The following is a 13,059-nucleotide window of genomic DNA, read 5'->3' on the forward strand; positions in this document are numbered from 1 at the left end:
GAAATGGCTAAACTGACCAAGCGCATGTCCGTGATCCGTGACAAAGTTGATGCGACCAAACAGTACGACATCAACGAAGCTATCGCTCTGCTGAAAGAACTGGCAACTGCTAAGTTCGTTGAAAGCGTTGACGTTGCTGTTAACCTCGGCATCGACGCTCGTAAATCCGATCAGAACGTTCGTGGCGCAACTGTACTGCCACACGGTACTGGCCGTTCCGTTCGCGTAGCTGTATTTGCTCAGGGTGCAAACGCTGAAGCTGCTAAAGCTGCCGGCGCTGAACTGGTAGGTATGGAAGATCTGGCTGATCAGATCAAGAAAGGCGAAATGAACTTTGACGTTGTTATTGCTTCTCCAGATGCAATGCGCGTTGTTGGCCAGCTGGGCCAGGTTCTGGGTCCACGCGGCCTGATGCCAAACCCGAAAGTGGGTACTGTAACTCCTAACGTTGCTGAAGCGGTTAAGAACGCTAAAGCAGGTCAGGTTCGTTATCGTAACGACAAAAACGGCATCATCCACACCACCATCGGTAAAGTGGACTTTGACGCTGACAAACTGAAAGAAAACCTGGAAGCTCTGCTGGTTGCGCTGAAAAAAGCAAAACCAACTCAGGCGAAAGGCGTGTACATCAAGAAAGTTAGCATCTCCACCACCATGGGTGCAGGTGTTGCAGTTGACCAGGCTGGCCTGAGCGCTGCTGCAAACTAATGCCTTTACGTGGGCGGTGATTTTGTCTACAATCTTACCCCCACGTTTGCTAACGAAAGTTAGCGGCTAAAAGATTTGTTCGTTGGAGCCTGGCCTAATCCAGGCCTCCGTCGAAGACCGCAGGTGTTTCGCAAGAGACTTAATCCCCTGCGTAGACGGTGACAGAACGCTAAGATTATTTTTGGATACTCTGGCTTGTTTCTGCTCACCGTATTAAGACGCTCTTTCCGTTGGGAAGAGTGAAGTGAGTTCCGGAACATGAGTTCCGGCAAACATCCAGGAGCAAAGCTAATGGCTTTAAATCTTCAAGACAAACAAGCGATTGTTGCTGAAGTCAGCGAAGTAGCCAAAGGCGCGCTGTCTGCAGTAGTTGCGGATTCCCGTGGCGTTACTGTAGACAAAATGACTGAACTGCGTAAAGCAGGTCGTGAAGCTGGCGTATACATGCGTGTTGTTCGTAACACCCTGCTGCGTCGCGTAGTTGAAGGTACTCAGTTCGAGTGCCTGAAAGACACGTTTGTTGGTCCGACCCTGATTGCATACTCTATGGAACACCCGGGCGCTGCTGCTCGTCTGTTCAAAGAGTTCGCGAAAGCGAATGCAAAATTTGAGGTCAAAGCTGCAGCCTTTGAAGGTGAGTTGATCCCGGCATCGCAAATCGATCGCCTGGCAACCCTGCCGACCTACGAAGAAGCAATTGCACGCCTGATGGCAACCATGAAAGAAGCTTCGGCTGGCAAACTGGTTCGCACTCTGGCTGCTGTTCGCGATGCGAAAGAAGCTGCTTAATCGCAGTTATCTTTATAAAGCATTCGCTTACGTATAAACTTATTCTGATTTTCAGGAACAATTTAAATGTCTATCACTAAAGATCAAATCATTGAAGCAGTTGCAGCTATGTCCGTAATGGACGTTGTAGAACTGATTTCTGCAATGGAAGAAAAATTCGGTGTTTCTGCTGCTGCTGCTGTAGCTGTAGCTGCGGGCCCGGCTGAAGCTGCTGAAGAAAAAACTGAATTCGACGTAATTCTGAAAGCTGCTGGCGCTAACAAAGTTGCTGTTATCAAAGCAGTACGTGGCGCAACTGGCCTGGGTCTGAAAGAAGCTAAAGACCTGGTAGAATCTGCTCCAGCTGCGCTGAAAGAAGGCGTGAGCAAAGACGACGCAGAAGCACTGAAAAAATCTCTGGAAGAAGCTGGCGCTGAAGTTGAAGTTAAATAAGCCAACTTTTCTGGTTGCAGCCTAAGTCATTAGGCTGATGGCTGGTGACTTTTTAGTCACCAGCCTTTTTGCGCTGTAAGGCATCAGTAGCATTTCACACTGTTTGACTGCTGGTTGTCCTGACAATGCATGTTTCTATCGACGACTTAATATATTGCGACAGGGTGCTCGCTCTGTGTAAATCGCGACGAAATGATTTAAGCGTGATAGCAACAGGTATTGCGGAAAGTATTCAATTTTCCGGTCCACAAAATGGTGTTGCACAAACTGTCCCTTCGTCGGACAGATGGGTCGACTTGTCAGCGAGCTGAGGAACCCTATGGTTTACTCCTATACCGAGAAAAAACGTATTCGTAAGGATTTTGGTAAACGTCCACAAGTTCTGGACATTCCATATCTCCTTTCTATCCAGCTTGACTCGTTCCAGAAGTTTATCGAGCAAGATCCTGAAGGGCAGTACGGTCTGGAAGCAGCCTTCCGTTCCGTGTTCCCGATTCAGAGCTACAGCGGTAACTCCGAGCTGCAGTACGTCAGCTACCGCCTTGGCGAACCGGTGTTTGACGTTCAGGAATGTCAGATCCGTGGCGTGACCTATTCCGCACCGCTGCGCGTAAAACTGCGTCTGGTGATCTACGAGCGCGAAGCGCCGGAAGGCACCGTAAAAGACATTAAAGAACAAGAAGTCTACATGGGTGAAATTCCACTCATGACGGACAACGGTACTTTCGTTATCAACGGTACTGAGCGTGTTATCGTTTCCCAGCTGCATCGTAGCCCGGGCGTCTTCTTCGACAGCGATAAAGGTAAAACACACTCTTCCGGTAAAGTACTGTATAACGCACGCATCATTCCTTACCGTGGTTCATGGCTGGACTTCGAGTTCGATCCGAAAGACAACCTGTTTGTCCGTATCGACCGTCGTCGTAAGCTGCCTGCAACCATCATTCTGCGTGCGCTGCAATACACCACTGAACAGATCCTTGACCTGTTCTTTGAGAAAGTGATCTTTGAAATCCGCGACAACAAGCTGCAGATGGAGCTGGTGCCGGAACGTCTGCGTGGTGAGACCGCGTCGTTCGACATCGAAGCCGACGGCAAAGTGTATGTGGAAAAAGGTCGCCGTATCACCGCGCGCCACATCCGCCAGCTGGAAAAAGATGATATCAAACTCATCGAAGTTCCGGTTGAGTACATTGCAGGAAAAGTAGCCGCGAAAGATTACGTTGATGAATCAACGGGTGAGCTGATCTGCCCAGCGAACATGGAGCTGAGCCTGGATCTGCTGGCTAAGCTGAGCCAGTCTGGCCACAAACGTATCGAAACGCTGTTCACCAACGATCTGGACCACGGCGCGTATATCTCTGAGACTATTCGCGTCGACCCAACTACCGATCGTCTGAGCGCGCTGGTAGAAATCTACCGCATGATGCGTCCTGGTGAGCCACCAACTCGCGAAGCGGCGGAAAGCCTGTTCGAGAACCTGTTCTTCTCCGAAGACCGCTACGATCTGTCCGCGGTTGGTCGTATGAAGTTCAACCGTTCTCTGCTGCGCGACGAAATCGAAGGTTCCGGTATCCTGAGTAAAGACGACATCATCGAAGTGATGAAGAAGCTCATCGATATCCGTAACGGTAAAGGCGAAGTGGACGATATCGACCACCTCGGCAACCGTCGTATCCGTTCCGTAGGCGAAATGGCGGAAAACCAATTCCGCGTTGGCCTGGTACGTGTAGAGCGTGCGGTGAAAGAGCGTCTGTCTCTGGGCGATCTGGATACCCTGATGCCTCAGGATATGATCAACGCCAAGCCGATTTCTGCAGCAGTGAAAGAGTTCTTCGGTTCAAGCCAGCTGTCTCAGTTCATGGACCAGAACAACCCGCTGTCTGAGATTACGCACAAACGTCGTATCTCTGCACTCGGCCCAGGCGGTCTGACCCGTGAACGTGCAGGCTTTGAAGTTCGAGACGTACACCCGACGCACTATGGTCGCGTATGTCCAATCGAAACGCCTGAAGGTCCAAACATCGGTCTGATCAACTCCCTGTCCGTGTACGCACAGACTAACGAATACGGTTTCCTCGAGACCCCGTACCGTAAAGTGACTGACGGTGTTGTAACCGACGAAATTCATTACCTGTCTGCTATTGAAGAAGGCAACTACGTTATCGCTCAGGCGAACTCCAACCTGGATGACGAAGGCCACTTTGTAGAAGATCTGGTTACCTGCCGTAGCAAAGGCGAATCAAGCCTGTTCAGCCGCGACCAGGTTGACTACATGGACGTATCCACCCAGCAGGTGGTATCCGTCGGTGCGTCCCTGATCCCGTTCCTGGAACACGATGACGCCAACCGTGCATTGATGGGTGCGAACATGCAACGTCAGGCCGTTCCAACTTTGCGCGCTGATAAGCCGCTGGTTGGTACCGGTATGGAACGTGCTGTTGCCGTTGACTCCGGTGTTACTGCGGTTGCTAAACGTGGCGGTACTGTTCAGTACGTCGATGCATCCCGTATCGTTATCAAAGTTAACGAAGACGAGATGTATCCGGGCGAAGCAGGTATCGACATTTATAACCTGACCAAATACACCCGTTCTAACCAGAACACCTGTATCAACCAGATGCCTTGTGTATCTCTGGGTGAGCCAGTTGAGCGCGGCGACGTGCTGGCAGACGGTCCGTCCACCGACCTCGGTGAACTGGCGCTCGGTCAGAACATGCGCGTAGCGTTCATGCCGTGGAACGGTTACAACTTCGAAGACTCCATCCTCGTCTCCGAGCGTGTGGTTCAGGAAGATCGTTTCACCACCATCCACATTCAGGAACTGGCATGTGTGTCTCGTGACACCAAGCTGGGGCCAGAAGAGATCACCGCTGACATCCCTAACGTGGGTGAAGCTGCGCTCTCCAAACTGGATGAATCCGGTATCGTTTACATCGGTGCGGAAGTGACCGGCGGCGACATTCTGGTTGGTAAGGTTACGCCTAAAGGTGAAACCCAGCTGACGCCAGAAGAGAAACTGCTGCGTGCAATCTTCGGTGAGAAAGCGTCTGACGTTAAAGACTCTTCTCTGCGCGTACCAAACGGTGTTTCCGGTACGGTTATCGATGTTCAGGTCTTCACCCGTGACGGCGTTGAGAAAGATAAGCGTGCGCTGGAAATCGAAGAGATGCAGCTCAAACAGGCTAAGAAAGACCTGTCTGAAGAACTGCAGATCCTCGAAGCGGGTCTGTTCAGCCGTATCTATGCGGTGCTGGTTGCCGGTGGCGTTGAAGCTGAGAAGCTCGACAAACTGCCACGCGATCGCTGGCTGGAACTGGGCCTGACCGACGAAGAGAAACAAAATCAGCTGGAACAGCTGGCTGAGCAGTATGACGAACTGAAACACGAGTTCGAGAAAAAACTCGAAGCGAAACGCCGCAAAATCACTCAGGGCGACGATCTGGCACCAGGCGTGCTGAAGATTGTTAAGGTGTATCTGGCCGTTAAACGTCAGATCCAGCCTGGTGATAAGATGGCAGGTCGTCACGGTAACAAGGGTGTTATCTCTAAGATCAACCCGATCGAAGATATGCCGCACGATGCTAACGGTACGCCGGTAGATATCGTACTGAACCCGCTGGGCGTACCGTCTCGTATGAACATCGGTCAGATCCTGGAAACTCACCTGGGTATGGCTGCGAAAGGTATCGGCGACAAGATTAACGCCATGCTGAAGCAGCAGGAAGAAGTCGCGAAACTGCGCGAATTCATCCAGCGTGCCTACGATCTGGGTACCGACGTGCGTCAGAAAGTCGACCTGAATACCTTCAGCGATGAAGAAGTGCTGCGTCTGGCTGAGAACCTGAAAAAAGGTATGCCAATCGCAACGCCGGTCTTCGATGGTGCGAAAGAAGCTGAAATTAAAGAGCTGCTGCAACTGGGTGGTCTGCCAACGTCTGGTCAGATTACGCTGTTTGACGGCCGTACCGGTGAACAGTTCGAGCGTCCGGTAACCGTAGGTTACATGTACATGCTGAAACTGAACCACCTGGTCGACGACAAGATGCACGCTCGTTCTACCGGTTCTTACAGCCTGGTTACTCAGCAGCCGCTGGGTGGTAAGGCACAGTTCGGTGGTCAGCGCTTCGGGGAGATGGAAGTGTGGGCGCTGGAAGCATACGGCGCGGCATACACCCTGCAGGAAATGCTCACCGTTAAGTCTGATGACGTGAACGGTCGTACCAAGATGTATAAAAACATCGTGGACGGCAACCATCAGATGGAACCGGGCATGCCAGAATCCTTCAACGTACTGTTGAAAGAGATTCGTTCGCTGGGTATCAACATCGAACTGGAAGACGAGTAATTCTCGCTCAAACAGGTCACTGGTGCCGGGTTAACCCCCGGCACCAGATTGTGCTAACTCCGACGGGAGCAAATCCGTGAAAGATTTATTAAAGTTTCTGAAAGCGCAGACTAAAACCGAAGAGTTTGATGCGATCAAAATTGCTCTGGCTTCGCCAGACATGATCCGTTCATGGTCTTTCGGTGAAGTTAAAAAGCCGGAAACCATCAACTACCGTACGTTCAAACCTGAGCGTGACGGCCTTTTCTGTGCGCGTATTTTCGGGCCAGTAAAAGATTACGAGTGCCTGTGCGGTAAGTACAAGCGCCTGAAACACCGTGGTGTGATCTGTGAGAAGTGCGGCGTTGAAGTGACCCAGACCAAAGTGCGTCGTGAGCGCATGGGCCACATCGAGCTGGCGTCTCCGACCGCTCATATCTGGTTCCTGAAATCTCTGCCGTCCCGTATCGGTCTGCTGCTGGATATGCCGCTGCGCGATATCGAACGCGTTCTGTACTTCGAATCTTATGTGGTTATCGAAGGCGGGATGACGAACCTGGAACGTCATCAGATCCTGACTGAAGAGCAGTATCTGGACGCGCTGGAAGAGTTCGGTGACGAATTCGACGCGAAGATGGGTGCGGAAGCTATTCAGGCCCTGCTGAAGAGCATGGATCTGGAGCAAGAGTGCGAGCAGCTGCGTGAAGAGCTGAACGAAACCAACTCCGAAACCAAACGTAAAAAGCTGACCAAGCGTATCAAACTGCTGGAAGCGTTCGTTCAGTCTGGTAACAAACCAGAGTGGATGATCCTGACCGTTCTGCCGGTTCTGCCGCCAGATCTGCGTCCACTGGTTCCGCTGGATGGTGGGCGTTTCGCAACGTCCGATCTGAACGATCTGTATCGTCGCGTGATCAACCGTAACAACCGTCTGAAACGTCTGCTGGATCTGGCTGCGCCGGACATCATCGTACGCAACGAAAAACGTATGCTGCAGGAAGCGGTAGATGCCCTGCTGGATAACGGTCGTCGCGGTCGTGCGATCACCGGTTCTAACAAGCGTCCTCTGAAATCTTTGGCCGACATGATCAAAGGTAAACAGGGTCGCTTCCGTCAGAACCTGCTCGGTAAGCGTGTTGACTACTCCGGTCGTTCTGTAATCACCGTAGGTCCATACCTGCGTCTGCATCAGTGCGGTCTGCCGAAGAAAATGGCACTGGAGCTGTTCAAACCGTTCATCTACGGCAAGCTGGAACTGCGTGGCCTCGCCACCACCATCAAAGCCGCTAAGAAAATGGTTGAGCGTGAAGAAGCTGTCGTTTGGGATATCCTGGACGAAGTTATCCGCGAACACCCGGTACTGCTGAACCGTGCACCAACTCTGCACCGTTTGGGTATCCAGGCATTTGAGCCAGTCCTGATCGAAGGTAAAGCTATCCAGCTGCACCCGCTGGTTTGTGCGGCATATAACGCCGACTTCGATGGTGACCAGATGGCTGTTCACGTACCGCTGACGCTGGAAGCCCAGCTCGAAGCGCGTGCGCTGATGATGTCTACCAACAACATCCTGTCCCCAGCGAACGGTGAACCTATCATCGTTCCTTCTCAGGACGTTGTACTGGGTCTGTACTACATGACCCGTGACTGTGTTAACGCCAAAGGCGAAGGCATGGTGCTGACTGGCCCGAAAGAAGCTGAGCGTATTTATCGCGCTGGCCTGGCCTCTCTGCATGCGCGCGTTAAAGTGCGTATCACCGAATACGAAAAAGATGAAAACGGCGAATTCGTTGCGAAAACCAGCCTGAAAGACACGACCGTTGGCCGTGCCATTCTGTGGATGATCGTACCGAAAGGTCTGCCTTTCTCCATCGTCAACCAGGCGCTGGGCAAGAAAGCGATCTCCAAAATGCTGAACACCTGTTACCGCATTCTGGGTCTGAAGCCGACCGTTATCTTCGCTGACCAGACAATGTATACCGGCTTTGCTTATGCAGCGCGTTCAGGTGCATCTGTTGGTATCGATGACATGGTCATCCCAGAGAAGAAACACGAGATCATCTCTGAAGCGGAAGCCGAAGTTGCTGAGATCCAGGAGCAGTTCCAGTCTGGTCTGGTTACCGCGGGCGAACGCTATAACAAAGTTATCGATATCTGGGCAGCGGCGAACGATCGTGTATCCAAAGCGATGATGGATAACCTGCAGACCGAAACCGTGATTAACCGTGACGGCGTAGAAGAGCAGCAGGTTTCCTTCAACAGCATCTACATGATGGCCGACTCCGGTGCGCGTGGTTCCGCAGCACAGATTCGTCAGCTGGCAGGTATGCGTGGTCTGATGGCGAAGCCAGATGGCTCCATCATCGAAACGCCAATCACCGCGAACTTCCGTGAAGGTCTGAACGTACTCCAGTACTTCATCTCCACGCACGGTGCTCGTAAAGGTCTGGCGGATACCGCACTGAAAACAGCGAACTCCGGTTATCTGACGCGTCGTCTGGTTGACGTTGCCCAGGATCTGGTTGTGACCGAAGACGATTGTGGCACCCTCGAAGGTATCACCATGACCCCGGTTATCGAGGGTGGTGATGTTAAAGAGCCACTGCGCGATCGCGTTCTGGGTCGTGTGACCGCGGAAGACATTCTGAAGCCGGGTACTGCGGACATTCTGGTTCCACGCAACACGCTGCTGCACGAGCACTGGTGTGACCTGCTGGAAGCGAACTCTGTTGACTCCGTGAAAGTACGTTCCGTTGTATCCTGTGACACCGACTTTGGTGTATGTGCGCACTGCTACGGTCGTGACCTGGCGCGTGGCCACATCATCAACAAAGGTGAAGCAATCGGCGTTATCGCGGCACAGTCCATCGGTGAGCCGGGTACACAGCTGACGATGCGTACGTTCCACATCGGTGGTGCGGCATCTCGTGCGGCTGCTGAATCCAGCATCCAGGTGAAAAACAAAGGTAGCATCAAGCTCAGCAACGCGAAGTCTGTTGTTAACTCCGCTGGCAAGCTGGTTGTGACCTCACGTAACACCGAGCTGAAACTGATCGACGAATTCGGTCGTACCAAAGAGAGCTATAAAGTGCCTTACGGTGCGGTTATGGCGAAAGGTGATGGCGAGCAGGTTGCCGGCGGTGAAACCGTTGCAAACTGGGATCCACACACCATGCCGGTTATCACCGAAGTAAGTGGTTTCATCCGCTTCACTGACATGATCGACGGCCAGACCATTACTCGTCAGACCGACGAGCTGACCGGTCTGTCTTCTCTGGTGGTTCTGGATTCTGCTGAACGTACTACCGGTGGTAAAGATCTGCGTCCTGCACTGAAAATCGTTGATGCTCAGGGTAACGACGTTCTGATCCCTGGTACCGACATGCCTGCGCAGTACTTCCTGCCGGGTAAAGCGATCGTTCAGCTGGAAGATGGCATTCAGATCGGTGCGGGTGATGCTCTGGCGCGTATTCCACAGGAATCCAGCGGTACCAAGGACATCACCGGTGGTCTGCCACGCGTTGCGGATCTGTTCGAAGCACGTCGTCCGAAAGAGCCTGCAATCCTGGCTGAAATCAGCGGTATCATCTCCTTCGGTAAAGAGACCAAAGGGAAGCGCCGTCTGGTTATCACTCCAGTAGATGGCAGCGAACCGTACGAAGAGATGATTCCTAAGTGGCGTCAGCTCAACGTGTTCGAAGGTGAACGTGTAGAACGTGGTGACGTGGTTTCCGATGGTCCAGAAGCTCCGCACGATATTCTGCGTCTTCGTGGCGTACACGCGGTAACGCGTTACATCACCAACGAAGTGCAGGACGTTTACCGTCTGCAGGGCGTTAAGATTAACGATAAGCACATCGAAGTTATCGTTCGTCAGATGCTGCGTAAAGCAACCATCGAAAACGCAGGCAGCTCCGAGTTCCTGGAAGGCGAGCAGGTTGAATACTCACGCGTCAAGATTGCTAACCGCGATCTGGAAGCGAACGGCAAAATCGGTGCGACCTTCTCGCGCGATCTGCTGGGTATCACCAAAGCGTCTCTGGCAACCGAGTCCTTCATCTCTGCTGCATCGTTCCAGGAAACGACTCGTGTCCTGACCGAAGCCGCTGTTGCTGGTAAGCGTGATGAACTGCGCGGTCTGAAAGAGAACGTAATCGTGGGTCGTCTGATCCCGGCTGGTACCGGTTATGCGTACCATCAGGATCGTATGCGTCGTCGTGCTGCGGGCGAACTGCCAGCTGCACCGCAGGTGACTGCTGAAGATGCATCCGCGAGCCTGGCAGAACTGCTGAACGCAGGTCTGGGCGGTTCCGACAACGAGTAATCGTTGATGCCCGGTGATGAACATTACCGGGTATGTGCCTCGTAGGTCGGGTAAGCTCAGCGCCACCCGACAATAAAAAACCCGCCTCGGCGGGTTTTTTTACATCTGTAGGTTATCAGTTTACCAACGGGATCCGACGATAAAGCTCAATCATATCGCCCGCCAAATCCTGAATGACCATCGCGTTCATCAGGTGATCCTGAGAGTGGACGGTGATCAGGTTAACCGGAAGCTTCCCGGTCCCTTCGTCAAGACCGATAAGCTGCGTCTGGATCGTGTGCGCATGCTTCACATATTCGCGCGACTCTTCCATCGCTTTTTCTGCTTCGTCAAACTCACCTTTACGCGCCATCTGTAACGCCGTCAGGGCCGCACTGCGCGCCGCGCCTGCGTTGACCAGCAGTTCCATAATCGTAGTTTCTAAGTCTTCCATTATGACTCCAGAAGTTTGAGCGCTTTTTCCAGTACGGCATCGCCTTTCATCATGCCGTAATCCATCATGTCGATCACCGCGACCTTTTTACCCAGCGGCTCGGCCTGCGCCTGAAGTTTAGCCTGCTCGTATTTAACCTGTGGCCCCAGCAATACGATGTCGGCCGTCGCGATGTTGTCTTTAAACTCCGCAACCGGAACGGCTTTAATGGTGACTTCAACCCCTTTTTTCTGCGCGGCGTCTTTCATACGTTGAACCAGCATGCTGGTTGACATTCCCGCTGCACAACATAAAACGATGTTCTTCATAATCAGCCTCGATCTACATGTGTTTATTGATAATTATCCCGTGCAGACCGCTTCAACAACCGGTTTACCGCGATTGTGTGTCAGGCATCACAAAGAAACCGGCGATTTTCTGAAACCGGTTACAATTTTGCATTGTCGGGTACCCGGCCCGTCGAAACGGGCAGGGTGAAAGAGGGGGATTAGCTGATGGACGTTCGGTTAATGCGGTTTTTACCCTGCTGCTTGGCGCTGTAGAGGGCGTTATCAACGCTGCCGACAAATTGATCCAGCGGTTCAAAATGCCACTCCCCAAGACCGCCGCTGAACGTCACCCGCAGGTTTTCTTCTCGCCAGACGCGTTTTTCAACAGCGATACGCCACGCCTCCAGCAATGAGAGCGCAGACGTCATCTGCTCAGCCTGGAAAATTACCGCAAACTCTTCTCCACCGTAACGGTAAAGCGAGACGTGATGTGGCTGCATGATCTGGATCCCCTCGCGGGCCACGTTGCGCAGAACGATATCACCGGTCAGGTGGCCCAGCGTGTCGTTAATCGACTTGAAGTTATCAATGTCCACCAGCGCCAGCGCGAAAGGCTGATGGGCATTCAGCAGCTCCGCGATATCACTATCGAATGCGCGGCGGTTTTTACAGCCCGTCAGCGCATCGTGAGTGGCCTGGCGCACATAGGCCATCTCACGCTCTTTATTGGACTGGATAGTGTGGCTCAGCATCGCCTCCAGCCGCGGCGCCTCGCTGACGTCGCCGGTTTTGATGGCATTGATAATGTGCATCAGCACGCTACGCGAGGCGTGGCGGAGGTATAAGCCGAAGAGGATGATGATGATGGCCGCCAGCGCAAACCCCCAGCCAACAATCGTCGTTTCGTGGCGGGTGATATCGGTGAGCGTCTCGCCAGAGACCCGGTAGATGACAAACCAGTCCGGATTGGTAAACGAGTAGTAGTAATACCAGGCGTTGCTTTTCTTGTCATAAAGGTGGCCTTCGCCGCTGGTCATTTTGTCCATCAGCGCTTCGCTCACGTACTGTTTGAAGAGCGCGCCGGTGTCCGGGTGAAGCACAACGGCGCCGTCGCGTTCGACGACGAAGAATTCCCCCTGAACGGGCGCCACCATCTGACGCAGGGTGTAGCCCATTGACGTCAAATCGAGATGAAACGCGATCGTTCCTTTTAGTCGGCCTTCCGGTGAAATCAAGGGTTTATAGAGCGTGACCGTCGGATGGCCGGTGAAGTAGTCCATGTAAGGGCGAGTATAGTGGCTGAAGATACTGGCTTCGGCCTGAGCGACAAACCAGGGCCGCGTCCGGGGATCGAAGGTTTTACTCTTCTCCGTGGGGAGTACTTCCGGTGCGCGGAGATAATGCCCCTGCGTATCTGCCAGCGAGATGGAGGACACGGTCGGCATCAGGTTCTGCAAATGCATCACCATCTGCAGCCCTTGCGTCGGGTTGACGTTGAGCGTCTCGTTTAGCCTGTCGTTACGCGAAAAGTACATCGCGGCACGGCCCAGGATATAGTCGTTTTCACGCAGGATCGACTCGGTGTAGTTCACCGCCAGGTTGTGCGTGAAATTGCTGTTAATCTTGTGATAATCCTCAAGAAAATCCTTTCGTTGCGAAAGCGTCACCGCGATCGCGATCACCGCAAAACTGCAGAGGATCCCCGCGAAGCTGAGCATGATTGGCCGGGTAAAAGAGAGCTTTTTGCTGTGAAGTGCCATGAGCTGTACATCGTTCCTGA

8 protein-coding genes are annotated in these 13,059 nt (G+C 52.8%); 5 read left to right on the top strand and 3 right to left on the bottom strand.

Features of this window, described 5'->3' with window-relative positions; all coding sequences use genetic code 11:
* Positions 1 to 3: 3 nt before the first annotated feature.
* The 5 genes from rplA to rpoC all read left to right on the top strand — a co-directional run bounded on the left by rplA (position 4) and on the right by rpoC (position 10,577).
* Positions 4 to 708: a 50S ribosomal protein L1 gene (gene rplA / locus GVO84_RS01135; protein WP_006810530.1), complete on the top strand. Its 705-nt coding sequence runs from the start codon at positions 4 to 6 to the stop codon at positions 706 to 708.
* A 291-nt stretch (positions 709 to 999) separates the two neighbouring features.
* Positions 1,000 to 1,497: a 50S ribosomal protein L10 gene (rplJ, locus tag GVO84_RS01140; protein ID WP_001207203.1), complete on the top strand. Its 498-nt coding sequence runs from the start codon at positions 1,000 to 1,002 to the stop codon at positions 1,495 to 1,497.
* A 66-nt stretch (positions 1,498 to 1,563) separates the two neighbouring features.
* Complete coding sequence (rplL, locus tag GVO84_RS01145) at positions 1,564 to 1,929, top strand: 50S ribosomal protein L7/L12 (RefSeq protein WP_006176746.1); 366 nt, start codon at positions 1,564 to 1,566, stop codon at positions 1,927 to 1,929.
* 319 nt (positions 1,930 to 2,248) lie between these two features.
* Positions 2,249 to 6,277: a DNA-directed RNA polymerase subunit beta gene (rpoB, locus tag GVO84_RS01150; protein ID WP_023334099.1), complete on the top strand. Its 4,029-nt coding sequence runs from the start codon at positions 2,249 to 2,251 to the stop codon at positions 6,275 to 6,277.
* Between the two features lie 76 nt (positions 6,278 to 6,353).
* A complete protein-coding gene (gene rpoC / locus GVO84_RS01155; protein ID WP_029741888.1) occupies positions 6,354 to 10,577 on the top strand; it encodes a DNA-directed RNA polymerase subunit beta' in 4,224 nt (1,407 codons plus the stop codon).
* Between the two features lie 115 nt (positions 10,578 to 10,692).
* Here rpoC and GVO84_RS01160 read toward each other — a convergent pair whose 3' ends face one another.
* The 3 genes from GVO84_RS01160 to GVO84_RS01170 form a co-directional block, all read right to left on the bottom strand.
* Positions 10,693 to 11,010, bottom strand: a complete 318-nt coding sequence (locus GVO84_RS01160) for a PTS lactose/cellobiose transporter subunit IIA (RefSeq protein WP_008503455.1) — start codon at positions 11,008 to 11,010, stop codon at positions 10,693 to 10,695.
* Positions 11,010 to 11,318: a PTS sugar transporter subunit IIB gene (locus GVO84_RS01165; RefSeq protein WP_023334100.1), complete on the bottom strand. Its 309-nt coding sequence runs from the start codon at positions 11,316 to 11,318 to the stop codon at positions 11,010 to 11,012. The genes GVO84_RS01160 and GVO84_RS01165 overlap by 1 nt, the downstream gene beginning before the upstream one ends.
* 179 nt (positions 11,319 to 11,497) lie before the next feature.
* Complete coding sequence (locus GVO84_RS01170) at positions 11,498 to 13,039, bottom strand: sensor domain-containing diguanylate cyclase (RefSeq protein ID WP_159515298.1); 1,542 nt, start codon at positions 13,037 to 13,039, stop codon at positions 11,498 to 11,500.
* Between the last annotated feature and the right edge of the window lie 20 nt (positions 13,040 to 13,059).

Source organism: Enterobacter sp. SM3 (assembly GCF_009811935.2).
GTDB classification, from domain to species: Bacteria; Pseudomonadota; Gammaproteobacteria; order Enterobacterales; family Enterobacteriaceae; genus Enterobacter; species Enterobacter asburiae_D.

Coding starts and splice junctions, on each gene's coding strand:
- rplA (WP_006810530.1), top strand. CDS start 4: ATGGCTAAACTGACCAAGCGCATGTCCGTGATCCGTGACAAAGTTGAT.
- rplJ (WP_001207203.1), top strand. CDS start 1,000: ATGGCTTTAAATCTTCAAGACAAACAAGCGATTGTTGCTGAAGTCAGC.
- rplL (WP_006176746.1), top strand. CDS start 1,564: ATGTCTATCACTAAAGATCAAATCATTGAAGCAGTTGCAGCTATGTCC.
- rpoB (WP_023334099.1), top strand. CDS start 2,249: ATGGTTTACTCCTATACCGAGAAAAAACGTATTCGTAAGGATTTTGGT.
- GVO84_RS01160 (WP_008503455.1), bottom strand. CDS start 11,010: ATGGAAGACTTAGAAACTACGATTATGGAACTGCTGGTCAACGCAGGC.
- GVO84_RS01165 (WP_023334100.1), bottom strand. CDS start 11,318: ATGAAGAACATCGTTTTATGTTGTGCAGCGGGAATGTCAACCAGCATG.
- GVO84_RS01170 (WP_159515298.1), bottom strand. CDS start 13,039: ATGGCACTTCACAGCAAAAAGCTCTCTTTTACCCGGCCAATCATGCTC.